We start from the raw sequence: 19,948 nt of genomic DNA, 5'->3' as shown, positions 1-19,948 counted from the left end.
ATGAAGATCATTGTTATAAGTATTTTTGTAGAAGACCAGGAGAAGGCATTAGCATTTTATTCCGAGACGCTAGGATTTGTCAAAAAGCATGACGAGCCGGCAGGAGAACATCGATGGCTCACCCTTGTATCTCAAGATGAACAAGATGGCACGGAGCTTTTACTCGAGCCAAATGAACATCCAGCTGCAAAGGACTATCAACAGCGATTGTTTGCTGAAGGGATTCCTGTAACCATGTTTGGAGTGGATGATATTCACAAAGAATACAACCGCTTAGTTGAAAAAGGTGTGCGGTTTACGATGGAACCGACAAAGATGGGCGAGATCACCATCGCTGTTTTTGATGATACGTGTGGGAATCTGATTCAGATTATAGAACAGTAAAAGCATACTTGGAAAATGGGGGAGAGACATGGATAGTCAAATGGAATTAGCATTCGAAAAATCAAAATCAGGTGATAAAGAAGAACGTTATGAAGCCTATCAAACCATTTTAGAGGCAACGGACCAAAAAGTTGATTGGGCGTATGAGGTGTGGGACCAACTATTAGAAGATTTATCCCATAAAGATAATCACCAACGCTCTCGTGCAGCACAATATTTATCCAACCTAGCTATAAGCGATACAGAAATGAGAATGATGGAAGATTTCCCTATGCTCTGGGAAGTAACGAAAGATGAAAAGTTCGTGACAGCAAGGCACACCCTCCAACCCATATGGAAGGTCGGAATCGCAGGGGAACCCCAAAAAGAGATGGTTATGGAGTTTATGGTTGAACGTTTTAAACGAACAGATGAAAAGAATTATACGTTAATTCGGAATGACATCCTGCAAAACATGCGGAATTTATATGATTATGATGATGATGAGACTATTAAGGAGACGGCGCTGGATTTGATTGGCATGGTGGAGGATGAAAAGTATGTGAAGAAGTATAGGGGGATATGGAAGAATTAGAGTTGTAAGAGAGCTTGGTGAATTTATGTTGTGCTATTCTGCGCTAACTCAATTGCTTTAATTGATATGTTGGAAATGGATAATAAGTTAACGAGAGTGTATAAATGAACAGCCTGTTTCCTGTTTTGGGGAGCGGGCTTTTTCTTGTGATTATAGTTAAGGAGCGAATTACGGTTAGTCGACAGTCGTTTCCTTTATTTTTAAGGATTATTAAAGGTTGCGTGGTTTTCAGAAACTTTTCACAAAAAGTATTGACTTAGTACTAAGTAAAGTATATGTTTAAACAAGAGTTAGTACTAAATCAAAAGGGTGTGAATATGAAAAAAGTCATTCAAGGGGCTGTTTATAATACGGAGACAGCAAAGAAAATTTGTGGAAAAGTGTCTGAAGGGCCAGATCATGAAAAAGGTGCATATGTAAAACAGCTGAAGCAATTGTATATAACGAAAAGTAATAAATTTTTCTTCTATGTAAAAAGTGAATTTGTTGCGCATGTTGTAGTGAATGATGATGATATTGATCCGGAATTTGAGGAGCAGGAAGTTGTAGAAGAAATAAAAAACCTCGTTTCCTATGAGGAAGCTTTGCAATTTGCAAGTGAGATTTATGCTGTTTCCAAGTCTGAAAAAAAGATGATTGCGAAGTATTTTCCGGAATTGATTTTAAAGAAAGAAGAAAACAAAAAGATACAGAAAAAGCTCTATATCTCAGAAAAGGCCAACTGGTATCTGGAATTAATGTTGCAAAAAAGAAATGAAACAAACAGTAGTCTTGTAGAAAAGCTAATTATAGAGGAATATCAGCGATTGTATGAAAAAGGGATAATGGATAGAGATCCATTTCTTGAAATGGAAAAAGAGCAAGAGCTTCCATCAAACAGAAAAAGGAGAGGACATGACTATGAGTAAAAAGAACGATTACGGTTTAACAAGGGAAGAATTAAGAAGGGAGGAAGAGGAACGTATTCAAGATTCAAATGACGAATATTGGCTCACTCCCATTAATGAAGACAAAACGTTAGCAGAGCTAGAGGATGATTTTTATTATAAGCAAGTCAAAGCAGAACAGGCATATTTGGATGGAAAGCTTGAGGAACAGCTAGAATTTGAGGATGTGGAAATAGATTTTGAAGAAGATGCTGAGTCTATTTTTGTGGATGAAGAGTTAGAAATTGATGAAGAGGATCTGGAATTTCTAAATGAAAAGGACGACACTGGCAAAAAAGCCAAAGAATACGCAAAAGGTGTTGAAGATAAAGAGTTTGAGATATGAAAGAGAAAAGGGATGTCATAAAAAAGTTCTCTGGTTGGTTCTCACAAGTAGAAAAAAATTTTATCTCGCCTTCATAGTAATAAAGAACTAAATCAAACAATACTTTTCGAAAAAACGGTATATTAGAACTAGCATAACTTAGAAAATCAGACGAGAACGAGGAGATGGAAAATGATGTTAGGTAAAAAATGGATGAGCTTATTTATGGTTCTTATCCCTGTACTTTTTTTGGCAGCTTGTGGGGCTTCTACAGAGGAAAAAGTTATTGGAAGCTGGAAGGCAGTTGCTGATGGTGAGACAGGGCAATATATTGAGATAGGTGAAGAAAGGTTATTAAACAGATCTGAATCTGTGAGTGCTGAATACATACTGACCGAGACGCAAAGTGATAGCTTCCTGATAGAACTGATCAATCCAGAAGATGGTGTCCCATTCCCTTTCTTTGAAGGTCATTTTGAGGGTGAAGATAACATAAAACTTGAAAAAATGATGGGTGAGCCAATCGAAAATGCAGAGTTTGTTAGGGTGGACAACATGGAAGAAGAACAGGCAAAAGATGAAAAAGCACAAGAAGAAGCGGAAGAAGAGAAACGTGCTGCAGAAGATGCTGAAAAACAAGAAGAAGTTGCCCAAGCTGAAGCAGAGACGGTGGAAGATGATGAATTAAAGGATTTTACTGCTGCATCCGAATATATAATCGAATTGATTGATAATGGAAGATTAGGAGAAGCAGAAGAGCGATTAAAATTACTAGGCGAGTCTTTCACATCCGAGGAATACATAAGTAGCCTGCGCGCGATGGACGATATGATAGAAAGTGCGAAATATGAAAGGGAGCAGGAAAAGAACTCCCGAGATGATAATAGTTTGAAAGAGGAGTACGTGCAAAAAGCAAAGATGCTAGATGAAGAGATTGAACAAATACATAATGGTCCCGCTCCAGTCGGTGTATATGGAGATTACCTGGAGGATTGGGATGGATTACTAAATGAAGTATGGGGCGTTTTAGCAGATACAATGCCAGAGGAACAATTTGAACAGTTAAAACAAGATCAAATTAAATGGGTTCAAGAAAAAAATGCAGATTTTGAAAAAGCTCGCGGTGAAATTGATGCCAAAGATAGATTAACTAATACTACGAGAGAAAGAACCTACTATTTAATTGAGAATTATCTAGATGTGTAAACCAATAAACTTGGAAATATCCTGCTATGAAAAAACATTTCAACTGAAAGTTCTAGTAAAGCAAATAGGAGGGGAAATATGAATATTATATCTGGATCACGACTATGGCAGAAATTTGGAAGAGTCAGGACAATACACTTCATAGTTTATACTTGGATTTTTGCTAGCCTTTTTAACAATATTGCTGATAAAGAGTTAACCAAACTGCTGAATGCTAATAATGAAACCATTTATACATACAACTATTCATTCGGTGCTACAGGGCTAGTCCTTGTGATACCCGCAGCATTACTAAGTTTAATGATTGTATTTGTGTTGGTCAAAGCAAGAGACAGGTTTTTCCCAGAATTGACTACATATAAGGTTATCGTATTCCTGTTTAAATCTATCAAATTGCTATGGAAAGCTGTATCCTACATAGGAGCGGTTATAATTTATTGCTTATTTGTGATTGCTGCTTTCTTTTCAGAGGATGGTGCCCGTACTTCCTCTAGTGGAGGCGGTTATTCTAGTAGGGGACTTTCTGGCAGAGGTTCAAATAGTACAGACAGTAGAAGGGAATTAAAAAAGGAAGCAGATTGGAAAGCAAGGCAATTGCAAAAAGACGCGGATTACGCCTATAAACATGCAGGAAAACAAGCTCAATATAATGTCAATACGCATCATTTTGACGACAGACTTAATAGAGCAAACGCAAAACAACGAGAAGCGAATGAAGCAGCGAAGAGAGCTCGGAATTTATAGTGATATCAATTTTAAAAAGACCACCTTGTTATGAGGTAGTTTTTATCCATAAATATAGGAGAGATAATGATGAGCAAATCATTTATAGAACAAGTACATTATATTCGAATCCCTGTTAGAGATCTAGATCAGTCTGCACACTGGTATAGAGATGTATTAGGGCTTCAGCTGTTATCCATAACGGAGGATCCATTTGCGATTATAAAAATAAATGAAGGACCTTTTTTACTTATTCTAGTTCCTACTGAAGATGAAACATTTGTACATTTTACGATTGATAATGAGCCAGCATTTAGCATTGGTTTTACGAGCCCAGATTTAAGTGGTTTCCATCAACACCTTCTTGATAATGGGGTTAAGGTTGAGGATATTATAGAAGATAACGGACATGCTTATTTCCACTTTTATGATCCTAATGGAAATAAACTTCAAGTACACTGGTAAGATGTGGTTAGGTGTCTTAGTAGATTGATAGTTAAATAACAAAGCTTTTCAGGGCGTTAACCAATAAAAGGTTTATGCCCTTTTTTTGTTTAATTAGTATTAGAGAGAAAATATAAAAGAACACAGTAAAAAAGTTTGGAGGTAGAAGAAATGATTAGAGTAGATGTAGTATATGCATTGATTTATGATACGAATAAGAGAAAAATCCTTATGGTTCATTACAGGGGTGGGCGCTGGTCCCTTCCAGGTGGTGCAGTAGAACGAGGTGAAACGCTGGAACAAGCAGTTATTCGAGAGGTGAAGGAAGAAACAAATTTAACGATTGAGCCTGGAGAAGTTGTAGCTGTTAATGAAGCAATATTTGAGGAAAAGGGAAATCACGCTTTATTTATAACATTTGAGGCCAGAGCCACCTGAAAGCTATGACCGACTAATGAAAACTCCCCAATTTATAATTATCAGTGCACTATTAAATTAATATTATAACTATATTGTAATGCAAGTAAAAGAAGATAAGACAATGGATGTTTATACTTAATAACGTATTGGATTGCTGTATTCGCTGCTATTACACTTTATTTAGCCATGATACAATATAAGTAAATATTTCTGGAGGTGACTCGGGATGAAGTGGGAAGAGATATGCCAAGCTTTTCCAAGACAATGGGTATTAATAGAAGCTGTTCGAGCACATACAAATAAGAAAAATGAGCGTATTTTAGATGAGATTGCTCCCTTAAAGAAGTTTTCAAATTCTCCAGATGCTATGAAAACATATCAAGAGCTTCATCGAGAAAATCCTAGACGGGAATTATATGTTCTTCATACTAGTCGTAAGGAACCTAATATCATTGAAAAAAGTGGGTTGGTGTTAGGCGATAGTGAGAAAACTAATTATTGAAGATGGTTTATTGCTGACGGAAATGGAGATAACATTTAAAGTTATCATCTCCATTACATTGACCATTACTAAGAAACAAGAAACTTCTTTACTCGTATAAAAACAATTTATTAAAAAGCCCGAATAGCTTATTCCACAGTGGCTTCTATTTCTCCCCAATTAGACTTTTAACCTCCAGCACCGAATTATCCTGAACAATTCCTGTTTCTGAAAATCCAAATGAAGCGTATAATGCTTTAGCTATATGATTACTTTCGTGATAAAAGAGTGCTACATATTCGGCCTCTCCATAAGGCATCGTTTCAATATCCATCAACATTTTTTCAACGGCAAGCTTGCCATACCGTTTTCCCTGATAATGCTTGTCAATCATAATATTCCAAATAAAATAGCTCATCTTCTTGTAAAAAACTTCATGTTCGAATGATTCATGATCCATTATATCGTAAGAATACATCAAAAACCCCACCACGACACCATCAGCATAAATGGCGTAGGGAATAGCTGGTTCCCCGTCTTCGTCCAACACATAAGCGTCTGCAATGTATCTGAGGTTAGAATTTGCTATAAAGTCTTTCTGAGTTTCTCCAACCTCAAGTGCTATTACTTATTCTATGTTATCCAAGGTTATTTTTCGCAATTCGATCAATTTTTATCTCATCTCCTAAGGCCCTCTGCATGTCATTACGAATTTCCCACTACAAAATTTTTGATAACTGAACCGATACTAAAACACCACTATGTAACAAACTAACGCACCCTATTGCTTAACTTGCCCTACCACTTTTCAAATTAATCATCATCCATACAAGTTGAATAGCTAATGGAATTATAGACGCAATTAATAATACTATAAATGCCACGAGTTTTTAGTTCGGGTGTTTGCGTTACACCTGCACCGTCAACCTCTCTTGTCCAGACAACAAATGTACCAATTGCAAAAAGAGCAATCCAAATAACATTTGCGATCCACCAGGAAACCCATCTCTTCTTCACATAATCCCCCCATTGTTCCCTATAACTTGCCCCAATCGTAATAAGGCACATTCGCTTATATTGCAAATGCGCCGATCCTCTGACAGTCTATGCTCCTAAATCAGATAACCATTGGCGAAGCTTAGCTTTCGGATAATAGATTTTATTATTTACAGTGATATGTGGTATGTCTGGATATTCTTGAATCAAGCTCTTCGCATCTTCTTTAGAGATCCCCATAAAGTAATGGACCTCATTTTCCTTTATCAATTCATGTTCATCGTCATCGCTAAAGAATTCACTGAGACCATCTGTAGCATCCGGGTTATTAAAGTTTTTGAGCCCATTTCCTATAAAATAACCTGCTGCAGCAATCCCTAATGCAATCCAAAAATAGTCAAATTCCATGTTGAATACCTCCAAGATTTATAACATATTCTTTTTAAATTCACTGGCAGTTACACATTAGTTCTTACATCACTGGTTATTTTATTAACAACACTCCAAAAGGTAAACTTAACAGGATACAATGAAAGGATAACAGCATTAAATTGGCTGAATGTCTTCATCCAACCTGTTAGATGTAAAAGATCGTTTATCAAGTAACCAGCTACTTGAATAAGACCAACTACAATACCTATCGATACAACAAATGAGAGCAAGATTAGAACTATTTGCGCCAGGGACAATTTTTTAATCATTTAACCAAAGACCTTTCCATAAAAGTTTTATTGTCATTTATTACTACGGATTGCCCTCTGTGTACGTTTCACTTTCCAACAATTTGGTCTGCTTTTAGCATGTGACTAAATTTATCTCGAATTATTTAATCAATTTTAGCTTTCTTTTTTGGGGCTGTATCAAGCTCTGACTGGTTTTGCCACAAACCAGAGTTATTACTTAAATCAATAGCAATTAAAAATGCACCTATAATCATAAACGCAATGCTTAACGTATACGGAACCCATCCAGCGATTTCAGATAAAACAGAAGCCAACAGGCCGGGCGGGTCACCCCAACTTTGTAAACTAGGTATATATAAAGAGATTGCGAGATGCATTATTCCGAATAAAACAGTCCCAGACATGAATAAAACATATCCTAAATTTCTTAACTTCTTTCTCATATATCACCCTCCTAACGTAAATAATTATCCTGTTTAAATGATCTATTTTTGAGCACTATTGCTGCTAAACTACAGAATGTAGCTGGTCTATTATGATCACATCCATTTGAAGCCATCATTACTTTCTTGTAATCTCCTCTAATAATCGAATGATTCTTTGGTTTTGTCTGGTGTTTAATCCACTGTTCTTTTTAATTTGATATAACCATACTAGTAGAGACACTACTAGCCAAATAATGAAACCGAGTGTATCTACAAGGACAGCGAGAAATGTCTCCTTCTTTTTATCCTAAAGAAAGTGATGCTAGACTTGAGAATAAGAGATTACAGTTACAAAAGGGTATGAATTTAGTACAAAGCCTCAACTTTTAATCTTCCGGATAAAGATTCTGATATGTTCTTACTGTAAGTTTAATTAGATCCTTTAATACATTGGTATCGATATCAGCTAATTTATTAACATAAATACAAGCCTTACTCTTCTTGTGTTTACCAAAGCTTTGTAATAAATTCTCCCTTTCCTCACTTTCATAAGACAAATAAAGACTAATTCTCGCCTTTCGCGGAGAAAAACCCACTAATGGCGCATCTCCCTCACGTCCTGAAGCATACTTATAGTGATAGCTACCAAACCCTATAATACTAGGACCCCACATTTTTGCATCGTAACCTGTTACCTCTTCAAAAATTTCTAGTAACTGATAGGCATCTGCCTTCTTCTTCTCATGGTCCACACTCTCAATAAACTCAATTACACTATTGTCGTTTTCTTTCATCTTCGGTTCATTCATATATGCTCTCTCCTATTTTTTAAGTTTTAGTACAAGGTCATACCTTTTAGTATTAGTTTACCAAATATTATAATAAATATCTTAACTATTCTTGCTTTTTAAGTGAAACAGTAGTTTCGAGTGGAGTAAACGGACGCTAACACCCCGATTCGTTCAACTAACAATCAGTGGGGGAAGAACGAAAACCTCCACTGATTGAAGTTTCGCTTTATATTAAGGAGGGTGCTCTTCTAGTACGTGAAGAAAGCTTTAATACGATATGCTACAATATTAAAAGAGGGAAAACTTTGGTGGCACACCATGGGTTTTATATCGAGACACGGACATATGATGAACCAATATTTAAAAAAGAAGTTGTAAAAAATGGAAGTGAAAAAAGATACAGTAATAAAGCGCTCTTCAATAGCAGAAAACATTCTATCTCAGATCAATACCCAAACAAAGCTAGGTGAATTACGAAAAATCGCGAAGGACATCAAAAAAGATCACGAACTAGCTATGGAACTTTGGTCATCCGAAGAATTTTTGCCCAGGCTGTTAGCCATCTTAATTTTGGACAAAAAACTCCTTTCAGAAGATGTGCTGGATAAGCTTGATAAAGATATGCAGACACATACATATGATGAGCGAAATAACTTAATGGATTGGTTAATGGCTAATCAACTCACCAAAAACAAGAAAAATATTGCATTGATGAATACGTGGGAAAATAGTCCTTCTGCCCTGCAAAGACGAGCTTTCTGGTATTATCAAGCTCGATTGAGATGGACTGGAAAAACACCTACTGATAACGCAGACTTGCTATCCGCATTAGAAGCGAATATTACGCAGGAAGAGCCGGAAGTCCAATGGGCTATGAATTTCACCGCAGGCTGGATAGGCGTTTATGATGAAAAAAATCGTGCACGTTGTATTAAAATTGGTGAGAAAACGGGTCTTTTCAAAGATGAAAAAGTATCGAAAGGATGTACTCCTAATTATTTGCCGGAGTTCATTAGGATTGAGGTTAACAAACGAGCGTAATATTTAGTTATCTCTTATAAACAACTAGAAGACGATCACTAGGTGGTCGATTTTCTGATTAGACGATTACTGTACACAAAAGTATTAATTTTAAATGATTTTGTGAAAGAATGTACTTAAAGTAACGGGGCAGTTTTGTTGAAGAGTGGTGTTTAACTTGTGTGCAACAATCGGGCCATTCGTTGAAGAAAGTTTTTACGTATTCATCTAGAATAACGAAGAAGAATCGGGGTACGATCCCAGGTTCTTCTTTTTCTTTTTATTTTAATCAAATATTTACTTGAATGATAAATTGAAAATGGTTATAATATATTCAAGCAAATACTTGAATAAGATGGAGTGATAATATGAATAAGAAAGAAACTTGTGAAATTTTTTGTTATGACGAAGAAAAGGTTAATCGAATACAAGGGGATTTACAAACAGTTGATATTTCTGGTGTAAGCCAAATGTTAAAGGCTATTGCTGATGAAAATAGAGCAAAAATCACCTACGCTCTGTGTCAGGATGAAGAGTTATGTGTTTGTGATATAGCAAATATATTAGGTGTTACGGTAGCAAATGCTTCTCATCATTTACGAACGCTTTATAAGCAAGGGGTTGTCAACTTTAGAAAAGAAGGAAAACTCGCTTTCTATTCGTTAGATGATGAACATATCAGGCAGATAATGATGATCGCCTTAGCGCATAAGAAAGAAGTGAAGGTCAATGTCTGAACAAAAGGTAAAACTAATGGAAGAAGAAATGAACGTCTATCGGGTCCAAGGATTTTCATGTGCAAATTGTGCAGGTAAGTTTGAGAAAAATGTTAAAAAGATTCCAGGCGTTCAAGATGCAAAAGTGAATTTTGGAGCATCAAAAATATCCATTTACGGCGAACCCTCCATTGAAGCATTAGAAAAAGCTGGTGCTTTTGAAAATTTAAAAGTGGCTCCTGAAAAACCTAGACGTCAAGTACCACAAGAGATGAATCAAGAAAAAAATGTATATCAAGTTCAAGGATTTTCATGTGCAAATTGTGCGGGGAAATTTGAAAGAAATGTTAAAGAGCTTCCAGGAGTTCAAGATGCAAAGGTAAACTTTGGAGCATCAAAAATATCCGTTTATGGTGAAACTTCAATCGAAGAATTAGAAAAGGCCGGCGCTTTTGAAAACCTCAAGGTAGCTCCTGATGAACGAAGAAAACAGGCTTCAGAAGGGATTCAAGAAGGGAAAAAAGAAGAGAAAGTACCTTTTTATAAAAAGCATGGTACTTTACTTACTTCGGCATTATTTCTTGTTTTCGGTTACCTATCCTTGTTTGTCAACGGTGAAGAAAACATTGTGACTACTTTATTGTTTTTAGCTTCCATGGTTATTGGAGGTTTATCCCTTTTTAAAGTCGGCTTACAAAATTTATTACGCTTTGAATTTGACATGAAAACCCTTATGACAGTTGCTGTTATTGGTGGCGCTATTATAGGTGAGTGGGCTGAAGTTGCTGTTGTTGTTATTCTCTTTGCAATCAGCGAGGCACTGGAACGATTCTCTATGGATAGAGCAAGACAGTCGATAAGTTCATTAATGGACATTGCACCAAAAGAAGCACTCGTTAGGCGTAATGGACAAGAAATAATGATTCATGTGAATGATATCGTTGTTGGTGACATCATGATTGTCAAACCGGGTCAAAAGATTGCAATGGATGGTGTGGTGGTAAATGGTAACTCTGCCGTCAATCAGGCTGCTATCACAGGTGAATCTGTCCCAGTTGCCAAAACACTCGATGATGATATATTTGCTGGTACTTTAAATGAAGAAGGTTTACTCGAGGTTAAAATAACCAAACAGGTAGAAGATACTACAATTTCTAAGGTTATCCATCTAGTAGAAGAAGCACAAGGGGAACGGGCCCCAGCTCAAGCCTTTGTCGATAAATTTGCGAAATATTACACGCCTATTATTATGGTTATTGCTGCGCTAGTTGCTGTGGTCCCTCCTCTCTTTTTTGGCGGAAGTTGGGAAACGTGGGTTTATCAAGGTTTAGCTGTTCTTGTTGTTGGTTGTCCTTGTGCATTAGTTATATCCACTCCAATCGCTATCGTTTCAGCTATTGGAAATGCTGCAAAAAAAGGAGTACTTGTCAAAGGCGGTATTTATCTAGAAGAAATGGGAGCTTTAAAAGCCATTGCATTTGATAAAACGGGAACACTTACAAAAGGAGTTCCAGTTGTAACAGATTTTAACTTATTAAATAAACAGGTAGACGAAAAAGAGCTACTTTCCATCATTACAGCACTTGAATATCGTTCGCAACACCCTCTTGCTTCAGCCATTCTGAAGAAGGCAAAACAAGAGAATATCTCCTATTCAGATGTACAAGTGGATGACTTCTCTTCCATTACGGGTAGAGGTGTAAAAGGAATTGTAAATGGAACAACCTATTATATAGGAAGTCCAAAACTCTTCAAGGAATTATTTGTTCCTGATTTTAGCCAAGAGTTTGAAGATAAGGTTAGAAACCTTCAAAATCAAGGGAAAACTGCCATGATTATTGGAACTGAACAAAATATACTTGCCGTTATTGCAGTTGCTGATGAAGTACGTGAAACAAGCAAAGATGTGATTCAAAAGTTAAATCAGTTGGGTATTAAAAAGACAATTATGTTGACCGGTGATAATAAAGGTACTGCAGATGCAATCGGTTCACACGTAGGCGTATCGGATATTCAATCAGAATTGATGCCACAGGATAAGTTGGACTATATTAAACAATTAAGATCGGAATATGGGAATGTAGCCATGGTTGGTGATGGTGTCAATGATGCTCCCGCGCTTGCTGCATCTTCTGTTGGAATTGCAATGGGTGGGGCTGGTACAGATACAGCATTAGAAACGGCAGACGTTGCTTTAATGGGAGACGATTTAAGGAAGCTTCCATTCACTGTCAAACTTAGCCGAAAAACTCTAAACATCATCAAAGCTAATATTACTTTTGCCATTGCTATTAAATTTATTGCCTTACTGCTAGTGATTCCGGGCTGGTTAACACTTTGGATTGCCATTCTCTCGGATATGGGTGCAACTCTTTTAGTAGCGTTAAATGGGCTAAGGCTTATGCGCGTGGATGAAGATGAATAGGTTTAAGGGGTAAAAACAGAATAATAAAATCACGCCTACCAACTAATATTTTAGTATATCTATATAAGTGTTTCAATTTAAGGGCTTTTCAATTTGAAGAAAGGTCCTTATTATCCCAAAACATTGGAGATGGAAAAAATGATTGTAACGGCGCTTACAGCTGCTGCGGTTTATGTAGCAACAGGAATTGATTATCTCGTTATATTAATTCTTTTGTTTTCGCAAATAAAAAAAGATCAAGTGAAACATGTTTGGATAGGACAATATATAGGGACTGCAATTATTATAGGAGTAAGTCTTTTAGTTGCTCTTGGGGTTGCAAATTTAATTCCTCAGCAATGGATTATAGGACTACTTGGACTTTTACCACTTTACTTAGGTGTAAAAATATGGATTAAAGGGGAAGAGGATGAAGATGAAAGTAGCATTTTATCCTTATTCTCCTCAGGTAAATTTAATCAATTATTTTTGACGGTTACTTTCATTGTATTGGCTTCCAGTGCGGATGACTTTTCCATTTATATACCGTACTTCACGACGTTAAATATGATCGAAATTTTTGTTGCTATTATTGTCTTTTTAATTATGGTTGGGGTTTTATGTTATGTCAGCTATCGCTTAGCTTCCTTAGATTTTGTATCGGAAAAAATTGAGAAATATGAACGTTGGATTGTACCAATTGTATTTGTAGGGTTAGGGATATATATAATGTTTGAAAATGGCACATTCAATGCTTTGATTTCATTTCTTCTTTGAAGTGACAAATCCAACCGCAATCGGGCGCTTTTCTTTATAAGAAGGCGTCTTTTCAAATCAATCAGATTCTGGAGCAACACATTTAAAGGATTGGAGTCATATTAAGGTGTAAAAAATATTGTGAAGGATTTCACTTAAACTATCTGGTGCATTAGCGAAAGAAGCGACATTGAGGTAAGTGGCAGTTTAGTTGAAGAAGAAAAATTAAATATTAAGATAAAAACGCTCAGAATATTTTCTGAGCGTTTTAGTGTGTGCCAGGCATGCACACATTCTTTAGGGTTGAAGTCCCGAGCCACGAAGGCAGTAGTAGTGGTTAGCTTAAGACAAGGGTGTCTGGGGCGACCCAGAATCTGAAGGAAGTCGGCGGCAAATCTCCGCCCTTAGGAACACGAACTTCATCAGGCTAGGTATACTTGGGTGAGGTTGCATTACAAACTAAAACCCTTACTGCCAAAGGGTATACAAAGTAAATGAAGTGGGGACATGGAGAGGAAGAATGTGTGCTTACCCTGGGAGGTCTGATAGAAATGCGGTGCACACGCCGTAACCGAACATGTAAGTGTTCGCTGAACTATCAGAAGTCAGCCGAAGCCGTAGTACTAGATATTTCTAGGATATCTAGGAAGGGCTGAATCATTTAAGAAGAATTGTCGCTTTGCGTACGCAAAACTTGATGAAGCAGAAACATGTAAACCTTCCTAGTGGAGGAAACGGTGAATCCCGCGGGGGACATTAGAAGGGCTGAAAGTTATTGCCACACAAGAAGAAGGAACAATTCACGTAGGAGTAAGATATCATGTTGGAAAGAATTCTATCACGGGAAAACCTAATACTCGCACTTAAACGTGTTGAGCGAAATAAAGGAAGTCATGGTGTGGATGAGATGCCTGTACAAAACCTACGAGCGCATATCATGGAACACTGGACTTCCATTCGAGGACAACTCGAAGAAGGTACCTACTATCCTCAACCCGTTCGTCGTGTCGAAATCCCGAAACCAAACGGCGGAATGAGGAAGCTAGGAATTCCTACCGTGTTAGACCGATTCATCCAACAAGCAATCGCACAGGTTCTTACAACCATTTATGACCCAACCTTCTCAGAGCACAGTTATGGTTTTCGTCCAAATAGACGAGGCCACGACGCAGTAAGAGAAGCAAGAAGCTATATCAAAGATGGCTATCGGTGGGTTATCGATATGGATTTAGAGAAATTCTTTGATAAAGTACATCACGACAGATTAATGCGAACGTTGAGCCAACGAGTCAAAGACGCGAGAGTGCTTAAACTGATTCGCAGATATCTCCAAGCTGGTATTATGGACGGTGGGATTGTACAGCCGAACATGGAAGGAGCACCTCAAGGTGGACCATTAAGTCCACTACTTTCTAATATTATTTAGATGAACTAGACAAGGAATTAGAGAAAAGAGGACTTCGCTTCGTCCGTTATGCGGATGACTGTAATATCTATGTCCGTTCCAGGAGAGCTGGTTTACGAGTGATGAAAAGTATTACTGAATTTATCGAAGGAAAACTAAAGTTAAAAGTAAATGAACAGAAAAGTGCAGTAGACCGCCCATGGAAACGTAAATTCCTTGGATTTTCTTTCACTTTCCATAAGGTGAACCCAAAGATTCGGGTCTCTAAAGAGAGTATCAAACGGTTTAAACACCGTGTCAGAGAACTAACCTCCAGAAAGAGATCTATGAATATGAGGGATAGAATCGAAAAGCTAAATCGATATTTAGTAGGCTGGCTTGGTTATTATCAGCTAGCAGAAACACCTACCATATTTGAAGCTCTAGATGGCTGGATAAGAAGAAGACTTCGAATGATACGCTGGAAGGAATGGAAGAAAGTCAAAACAAAATACAAGAATCTCATGAAACTTGGAATTAAGAAAGGAAAAGCGTGGGAATGGGCAAATTCAAGGAAGGCGTATTGGCGTATAGCCAAGAGCCCCATCTTGTCTAGAGCCCTTGGCAACCAATATTGGTTAGAGCAAGGGTTGAAGAGTCTATCCAAGCGATATCAGACCATGCGTTGGACCTAAATGAAACCGCCGTATACGGAACCGTACGTACGGTGGTGTGAGAGGTCGGGGGTTAGTCACCCCCTCCTACTCGATTTGCAGTTTATAATGCTTTTCTAAAGCCTGCTGAATAAAGAATGTACAATATAATGATTTTTTTTGATTGTATGTTCGATAATATATAAGAGTTATTCAGTTATTCAGTAAAACAGTTGGATTTGTTTTGCTGTTCTTTTATAATTTTTCACTTTTACAATAGAACTTGATCCTAATCAATTTTTATTTCATAGAAACATCCTATACTAGAGTCATCAACAAGGAATACAAATGAAAATGAAATTGGAGGGAATCAACATGCAAAGATATATATTAAGTAAAAAGAATTCCATTACACTGATCAGTGCAATTTTGATTGCACTTGCATTCTTCGGACGATTTTCCTTAGACAACATGGCCATTTTCAATTGGTCGCTCATCATTGCATCTATTCTTGGTGTAGCACCAATTGCGATTCAAGCCTTTCAGGCATTAAAAGTAAAAGTTGTCAGTATTGATGTTTTAGTTACCATTGCAGTAATTGGGGCAGTATTGATTCAAAATTATGAGGAATCAGCCATCGTTACTTTCTTATTCTTATTTGGTTCTTACTTGGAGCAACGTACCTTGAACAAAACACGTTCTGCCATTAAAGAATTAACAGAGCTGGCACCAGAAAGTGCTTTAAAGCAAATGGAAAATGGAGAATTTGAAGAAGTTGATGTCGATGATGTAGATGAAGGTGACATTTTATTAGTCAAAACGGGTGCAAAAGTCCCCGTAGATGGAACCGTGTTAACAGGTGAAGGTCACATCAATGAAGCAAGTATTACCGGAGAGTCTGTTCCAGTAAGCAAAAGGGTCGATTCTGAAGTATTTGCGGGAACAATCTTAGAAAATGGAACGATTCAAATTCGATCTGACCGTGTAGGGGAAGATACAACATTTGGTAGAATTATCGAATTAGTGGAAGAAGCACAGGATTCCAAATCAGAAGCAGAGCGGTTTATTGATCGATTCTCTAAATATTATACACCAGCTGTTTTAGTCCTTGGTTTTATTGTTTGGCTATTCTCAAAAGATATTGAACTAGCTATCACGATTCTTGTTTTAGGATGTCCAGGTGCATTAGTTATCGGGGTTCCTGTATCCAACGTTGCCGGTATCGGAAACGGTGCACGTAATGGTGTCCTCCTAAAAGGTAGTGAAGTTATCAATGACTTTAGCAGAGTAGATACTATCGTTTTTGATAAAACGGGAACATTGACAGTAGGAAACCCTGAAGTTGCCGAAAAAGAATTTTACGGCAACAACACTGAAGAAATTCTAGGATACTTAGCAAGTGTGGAGCGCGAATCGGACCACCCACTAGCAAAAGCTGTCTTACAGGATATTGGCGAGACAACTTTCTATACTGTTGAAGAAACCGAAGTCGTTAAAGGTGGCGGAATTGTAGCAAAAATAGGTGTTCATCGTATAGCCGTTGGTAACGTAGCTTTAATGGAAAAAGAAAATGTGAAATTAAGCGAAAAAGCTAAAAAAGACGTCGAACGCTTTGAGAAAAATGGGAATTCTCTTGTGTTAACTGCGGTTGACGGAGAATTAAAAGTTCTGATGGGTATTCGGGATCAAATCCGTCCAGGTGTTAAAAAAGATCTTCAAAACCTAAAAAAACTTGGAGTCAAAAACCTAGTCGTTCTTTCAGGGGACAACCAAGGAACCGTAGATTTAGTTGCTCGAGAACTTGGATTAACAGAAGCACACGGTCATATGCTTCCAGAAGGAAAATCCGCATATATTGAAAAAATGCAAGCAAAAGGCCAACTCATTGCCTTTGTCGGTGACGGAGTGAATGATAGTCCTTCATTAGCCTTAGCAGATATCGGAATCGCAATGGGAAGTGGAACAGATGTTGCAATTGAAACATCGGATGTCGTTTTAATGAATTCTGACTTTAGTCGTTTACCACACGCATTAGGCTTAACAAAATTAACTTCAAGAAACATGAAACAGAACATCACCATAGCAGTTGGTGTGGTATTAGTCTTACTTGCTAGCCTACTATTTAGTGAATGGATGAATATGTCAATCGGGATGTTGGTTCACGAAGCAAGTATCTTAGTAGTCATCTTGAATGGTATGAGATTGCTTCGATACCGTTTGAGAGGATAAATTTAATAGAAAGCGGTCTTGACGAATGATAAAGGGGAAGTATTCAGGTAGGAAGAACAAAATACTCCCCTACTTTTTTCTTAAAACTTGATTTGCGTCAATTTCATTTCGTTGAACCTCAGCTATACTTAAATTGTAAAGAAGAAGAGGGAAAACAAAAAAGTCAAAGATAAGATGAAAGGAGAAATAATTCATGCAAAAAGCAGTTATTCAATTAGAAACATTATCTTGTCCATCTTGTATGCAAAAGATTGAAAATGCGGTGAAAGGATTAAATGGGGTTAATCAAGATAGCTTAAAAGTATTATTCAATGCCAGTAAAGTAAAAGTAGATTTTGATTCAGAAACGATCACCGTTAACGATATCAAAAAGGCAATTGAAGACTTAGGATATCCCGTTGTTAAATCAAAAGTAAAATCTGCCTAAGACAAACACACATAACAAAAATTATATATAGAAAGAGGGAAATAATAATGTCTGAACAAACATTTAACGAAGTAATAACAAACCATTTTGAAAAACTGGATTTATACACTACTGCGATTACACGGGCCCATGGTAAGAACCATCCAGAAGCCTTTGAAGTACGTGAACTATTTGAAAAACTCAGTAAAAAGGTAAAAGATGCTGGTGCAAACAAACCAGACTTGGATGTTGAATTTGCTCAGTTACGAAAAATCACAGACAACTACGCCATTCCTGGAGATGTATGTGAAACATATGCAGGCACCTACGAAATGTTATCAGAAGTAGACAAAGCATATCAGGCTTAAAAGTAACCCAAAAACAAAAGAATAAATTGGTTTACGGTCGTTAAAAAATGAAGGGAGAAATGATTTATGCAAAAAGCAACGATTCAATTAGAAACCTTATCTTGCCCATCTTGTCTCCAAAAGATTGAAAATGCGGTGAAAGGAATAAACGGTGTGAATCAAGATAGCTTGAAGGTAATGTTCAATGCTAGTAAAGTAAAAGTAGATTTTGATTCAGAAGCAGTCGTTATTAACGATATCGAAGAGGCAATTGAAGACTTAGGATATCCTGTTGTCAAATCAAAGGTAAAACCTGCTTAATCGAGTGAATAGAAAGGAAGCCTAAGATGCCCTCTTAGGCTTTTTATAAAAAGGAGAGGTTATTTTGGAACAAAACCAATGTTGTCATCACCAACATGGACATGCAGAATGTATTCGTATTGTTCCCATTTTCAACCATCTGGAAGACTCACAAATGGATTTGATTGCGGAATCTGCCAAGACACTTCATCTACAAAAAGGGGAAATGTTATTCCGTGCAGGTGAGAAAGATGATACCTTATATATTATCAATTCAGGTAAGGCTCGGATTTACCGCTTATCGGATTCTGGAAAAGAACAACTTGTTCGCATTTTAAATCCCGGTGATTTTACAGGTGAAGTCGCCATTTTCCAACCTGGAAGTATTCATGAGAACTATGCGGAAGCACTACAAAATACATCCATTTGTTTAATTAAACGAGAGGATTTACAAGAGTATTTGGTGGAATATCCGCAGATCTCATTAAAAATACTGTCAGAAGTAACGATGCGTTTGAAGGATTCTGAAAAACAAACCACACAAGTAGCGATTGAAAATGTAGAAACCCGCATTATATCCTTTTTAGCTGAGAATGTTGAAAAGGGAAGTGGCAATAGTCCAACGATTATCTTACCAATGTCCAAAAAGGATTTAGCCTCGTATCTTGGTACCACACCAGAAACAATCAGCCGTAAATTTACTACTCTAGAAGAACTTGGATTGATTAAACAGTTACCGAAAAAGAAAATTAAAATAATGGATTTAGATCAATTGTTACTTCATACTGAATAAATATAAGAGAGTAGCGTGCCATCATCTAACGGGTTAAGTTTAATAGTACAAAACATAAAATAACAAACCTTTTAGCAATCCAATTAGCATATAAAATGGATTGCTAATTTTTGTTGGTTTAACAATGTCTATCTACAAAAAAGAAAGAAAAATGGCTCCTTATTTGGCACTTATTTTACCAAGATGACATAAATTTGTGTCAACTTCATTATTTAGCAGAACTACTCCCTAATAACTTAGCGAATTCCTCTGATAAATAGCTAAGGAATTGGAAATTTATGTTAAAATTATAATTTGGATTGTGAATTAGTGTACTTAAAGTAAATGGTGCATTACTTAAAAGCAAATAAAGAAGGTTAGAAGGGAGAATAAGGAAAATGAAAAAAGTAAAATTCTTATTTTTTGCTGGCTTATTCTTATTGATGTTAGGAATATATATATCGACTTTTTTATTGACTCATTGGGTTATAATCGGTACAATACTTGCTATTTTGGGTGGTTTTTTAATGGGTGGTAGCTCATATTTCTTGCCTAAAACCAAAAAGTGAGCGTCTTTCTACTA

23 protein-coding genes and 3 pseudogenes are annotated in these 19,948 nt (G+C 36.8%); 20 read left to right on the top strand and 6 right to left on the bottom strand.

All coding sequences use genetic code 11. The annotated features are described in order from the left end of the window. The 9 genes and pseudogenes from LG273_RS15525 (at nt 1) to LG273_RS15485 (ending at nt 5,504) form a co-directional block, all read left to right on the top strand. A complete protein-coding gene (locus tag LG273_RS15525; RefSeq protein ID WP_404455207.1) occupies nt 1–384 on the top strand; it encodes a VOC family protein in 384 nt (127 codons plus the stop codon). Nucleotides 385–412: 28 nt separating this feature from the next. Continuing rightward, on the top strand, nt 413–958 hold the full coding sequence (locus tag LG273_RS15520) for a hypothetical protein (RefSeq protein WP_404455204.1): 546 nt from the start codon (nt 413–415) through the stop codon (nt 956–958). 275 nt (nt 959–1,233) lie between these two features. Continuing rightward, nucleotides 1,234–1,866 carry a hypothetical protein gene (locus LG273_RS15515; protein ID WP_404455201.1) on the top strand — a complete coding sequence of 211 codons (633 nt, stop codon included), beginning with the start codon at nt 1,234–1,236 and terminating at the stop codon, nt 1,864–1,866. Next, nucleotides 1,859–2,230, top strand: coding sequence for a hypothetical protein (locus LG273_RS15510; protein WP_404455198.1), 372 nt, complete (start codon nt 1,859–1,861; stop codon nt 2,228–2,230). The genes LG273_RS15515 and LG273_RS15510 overlap by 8 nt, the downstream gene beginning before the upstream one ends. A 171-nt stretch (nt 2,231–2,401) precedes the next feature. After that, on the top strand, nt 2,402–3,415 hold the full coding sequence (locus tag LG273_RS15505) for a lysozyme inhibitor LprI family protein (protein ID WP_404455195.1): 1,014 nt from the start codon (nt 2,402–2,404) through the stop codon (nt 3,413–3,415). Between the two features lie 78 nt (nt 3,416–3,493). Then, nucleotides 3,494–4,159 (top strand): hypothetical protein, encoded by a 666-nt coding sequence (locus tag LG273_RS15500; RefSeq protein ID WP_404455192.1) that lies wholly within the window; start codon nt 3,494–3,496, stop codon nt 4,157–4,159. Nucleotides 4,160–4,228: 69 nt separating this feature from the next. Next, nucleotides 4,229–4,603, top strand: a complete 375-nt coding sequence (locus LG273_RS15495) for a VOC family protein (protein WP_404455189.1) — start codon at nt 4,229–4,231, stop codon at nt 4,601–4,603. Nucleotides 4,604–4,753: 150 nt separating this feature from the next. Continuing rightward, nucleotides 4,754–5,008 (top strand): annotated as a pseudogene (locus LG273_RS15490) (NUDIX hydrolase); the annotation flags it as partial. Between the two features lie 220 nt (nt 5,009–5,228). Further along, a complete protein-coding gene (locus LG273_RS15485) occupies nt 5,229–5,504 on the top strand; it encodes a hypothetical protein (RefSeq protein ID WP_404455186.1) in 276 nt (91 codons plus the stop codon). Nucleotides 5,505–5,649: 145 nt separating this feature from the next. Here the strand turns inward: LG273_RS15485 and LG273_RS15480 are convergent, their stop codons facing one another. From LG273_RS15480 to LG273_RS15455, 6 genes and pseudogenes are all read right to left on the bottom strand, one after another. After that, nucleotides 5,650–6,030, bottom strand: coding sequence for a GNAT family N-acetyltransferase (locus LG273_RS15480; RefSeq protein ID WP_404455184.1), 381 nt, complete (start codon nt 6,028–6,030; stop codon nt 5,650–5,652). Between the two features lie 241 nt (nt 6,031–6,271). Next, a pseudogene (locus tag LG273_RS15475) lies at nt 6,272–6,500 on the bottom strand (DUF3923 family protein). Between the two features lie 87 nt (nt 6,501–6,587). After that, nucleotides 6,588–6,887: a DNA-binding protein gene (locus tag LG273_RS15470; RefSeq protein ID WP_404455181.1), complete on the bottom strand. Its 300-nt coding sequence runs from the start codon at nt 6,885–6,887 to the stop codon at nt 6,588–6,590. Nucleotides 6,888–6,937: 50 nt separating this feature from the next. Further along, a complete protein-coding gene (locus tag LG273_RS15465; RefSeq protein ID WP_404455178.1) occupies nt 6,938–7,141 on the bottom strand; it encodes a hypothetical protein in 204 nt (67 codons plus the stop codon). Between the two features lie 164 nt (nt 7,142–7,305). Further along, complete coding sequence (locus LG273_RS15460; protein WP_404455175.1) at nt 7,306–7,605, bottom strand: hypothetical protein; 300 nt, start codon at nt 7,603–7,605, stop codon at nt 7,306–7,308. A 368-nt stretch (nt 7,606–7,973) separates the two neighbouring features. After that, the gene (locus LG273_RS15455) at nt 7,974–8,396 is read right to left on the bottom strand and encodes a DUF1801 domain-containing protein (RefSeq protein ID WP_404455172.1); all 423 of its coding nucleotides are present in this window, start codon (nt 8,394–8,396) and stop codon (nt 7,974–7,976) included. A 363-nt stretch (nt 8,397–8,759) separates the two neighbouring features. Between LG273_RS15455 and LG273_RS15450 the strand changes: the two genes are divergently transcribed. The 11 genes and pseudogenes from LG273_RS15450 to LG273_RS15400 all read left to right on the top strand — a co-directional run bounded on the left by LG273_RS15450 (nt 8,760) and on the right by LG273_RS15400 (nt 19,934). Then, complete coding sequence (locus LG273_RS15450; RefSeq protein WP_404455169.1) at nt 8,760–9,419, top strand: DNA alkylation repair protein; 660 nt, start codon at nt 8,760–8,762, stop codon at nt 9,417–9,419. Nucleotides 9,420–9,766: 347 nt separating this feature from the next. Next, nucleotides 9,767–10,135, top strand: coding sequence for a Cd(II)/Pb(II)/Zn(II)-sensing metalloregulatory transcriptional repressor CadC (gene cadC, locus LG273_RS15445; protein WP_404455165.1), 369 nt, complete (start codon nt 9,767–9,769; stop codon nt 10,133–10,135). Beyond that, nucleotides 10,128–12,539 (top strand): heavy metal translocating P-type ATPase, encoded by a 2,412-nt coding sequence (locus tag LG273_RS15440; RefSeq protein ID WP_404455162.1) that lies wholly within the window; start codon nt 10,128–10,130, stop codon nt 12,537–12,539. Before cadC ends, LG273_RS15440 begins: the two co-directional genes overlap by 8 nt. A gap of 138 nt (nt 12,540–12,677) precedes the next feature. Continuing rightward, on the top strand, nt 12,678–13,295 hold the full coding sequence (locus LG273_RS15435) for a CadD family cadmium resistance transporter (RefSeq protein ID WP_058307673.1): 618 nt from the start codon (nt 12,678–12,680) through the stop codon (nt 13,293–13,295). A 796-nt stretch (nt 13,296–14,091) separates the two neighbouring features. After that, nucleotides 14,092–15,353: pseudogene (ltrA, locus tag LG273_RS15430) on the top strand (group II intron reverse transcriptase/maturase). Between the two features lie 333 nt (nt 15,354–15,686). Next, a complete protein-coding gene (locus tag LG273_RS15425) occupies nt 15,687–17,540 on the top strand; it encodes a heavy metal translocating P-type ATPase (protein WP_066189335.1) in 1,854 nt (617 codons plus the stop codon). 193 nt (nt 17,541–17,733) lie between these two features. Then, nucleotides 17,734–17,967 (top strand): heavy-metal-associated domain-containing protein, encoded by a 234-nt coding sequence (locus LG273_RS15420; protein WP_066189340.1) that lies wholly within the window; start codon nt 17,734–17,736, stop codon nt 17,965–17,967. A 47-nt stretch (nt 17,968–18,014) separates the two neighbouring features. Further along, entirely contained in the window at nt 18,015–18,314 is a 300-nt protein-coding gene (locus tag LG273_RS15415; protein WP_066189342.1) for an iron-sulfur cluster repair di-iron protein, ric, read from the top strand. A gap of 66 nt (nt 18,315–18,380) precedes the next feature. After that, the gene (locus LG273_RS15410) at nt 18,381–18,614 is read left to right on the top strand and encodes a heavy-metal-associated domain-containing protein (RefSeq protein WP_066189344.1); all 234 of its coding nucleotides are present in this window, start codon (nt 18,381–18,383) and stop codon (nt 18,612–18,614) included. 64 nt (nt 18,615–18,678) lie between these two features. Beyond that, the gene (locus LG273_RS15405) at nt 18,679–19,386 is read left to right on the top strand and encodes a Crp/Fnr family transcriptional regulator (RefSeq protein ID WP_066189347.1); all 708 of its coding nucleotides are present in this window, start codon (nt 18,679–18,681) and stop codon (nt 19,384–19,386) included. A gap of 377 nt (nt 19,387–19,763) precedes the next feature. After that, on the top strand, nt 19,764–19,934 hold the full coding sequence (locus LG273_RS15400) for a hypothetical protein (protein ID WP_404455155.1): 171 nt from the start codon (nt 19,764–19,766) through the stop codon (nt 19,932–19,934). Nucleotides 19,935–19,948: the final 14 nt, after the last annotated feature.

This window comes from Oceanobacillus kapialis (assembly GCF_044790185.1).
Lineage (GTDB): Bacteria > Bacillota > Bacilli > Bacillales > Amphibacillaceae > Oceanobacillus_B > Oceanobacillus_B kapialis.
This window is presented reverse-complemented; position numbering and strand designations above follow the sequence as displayed.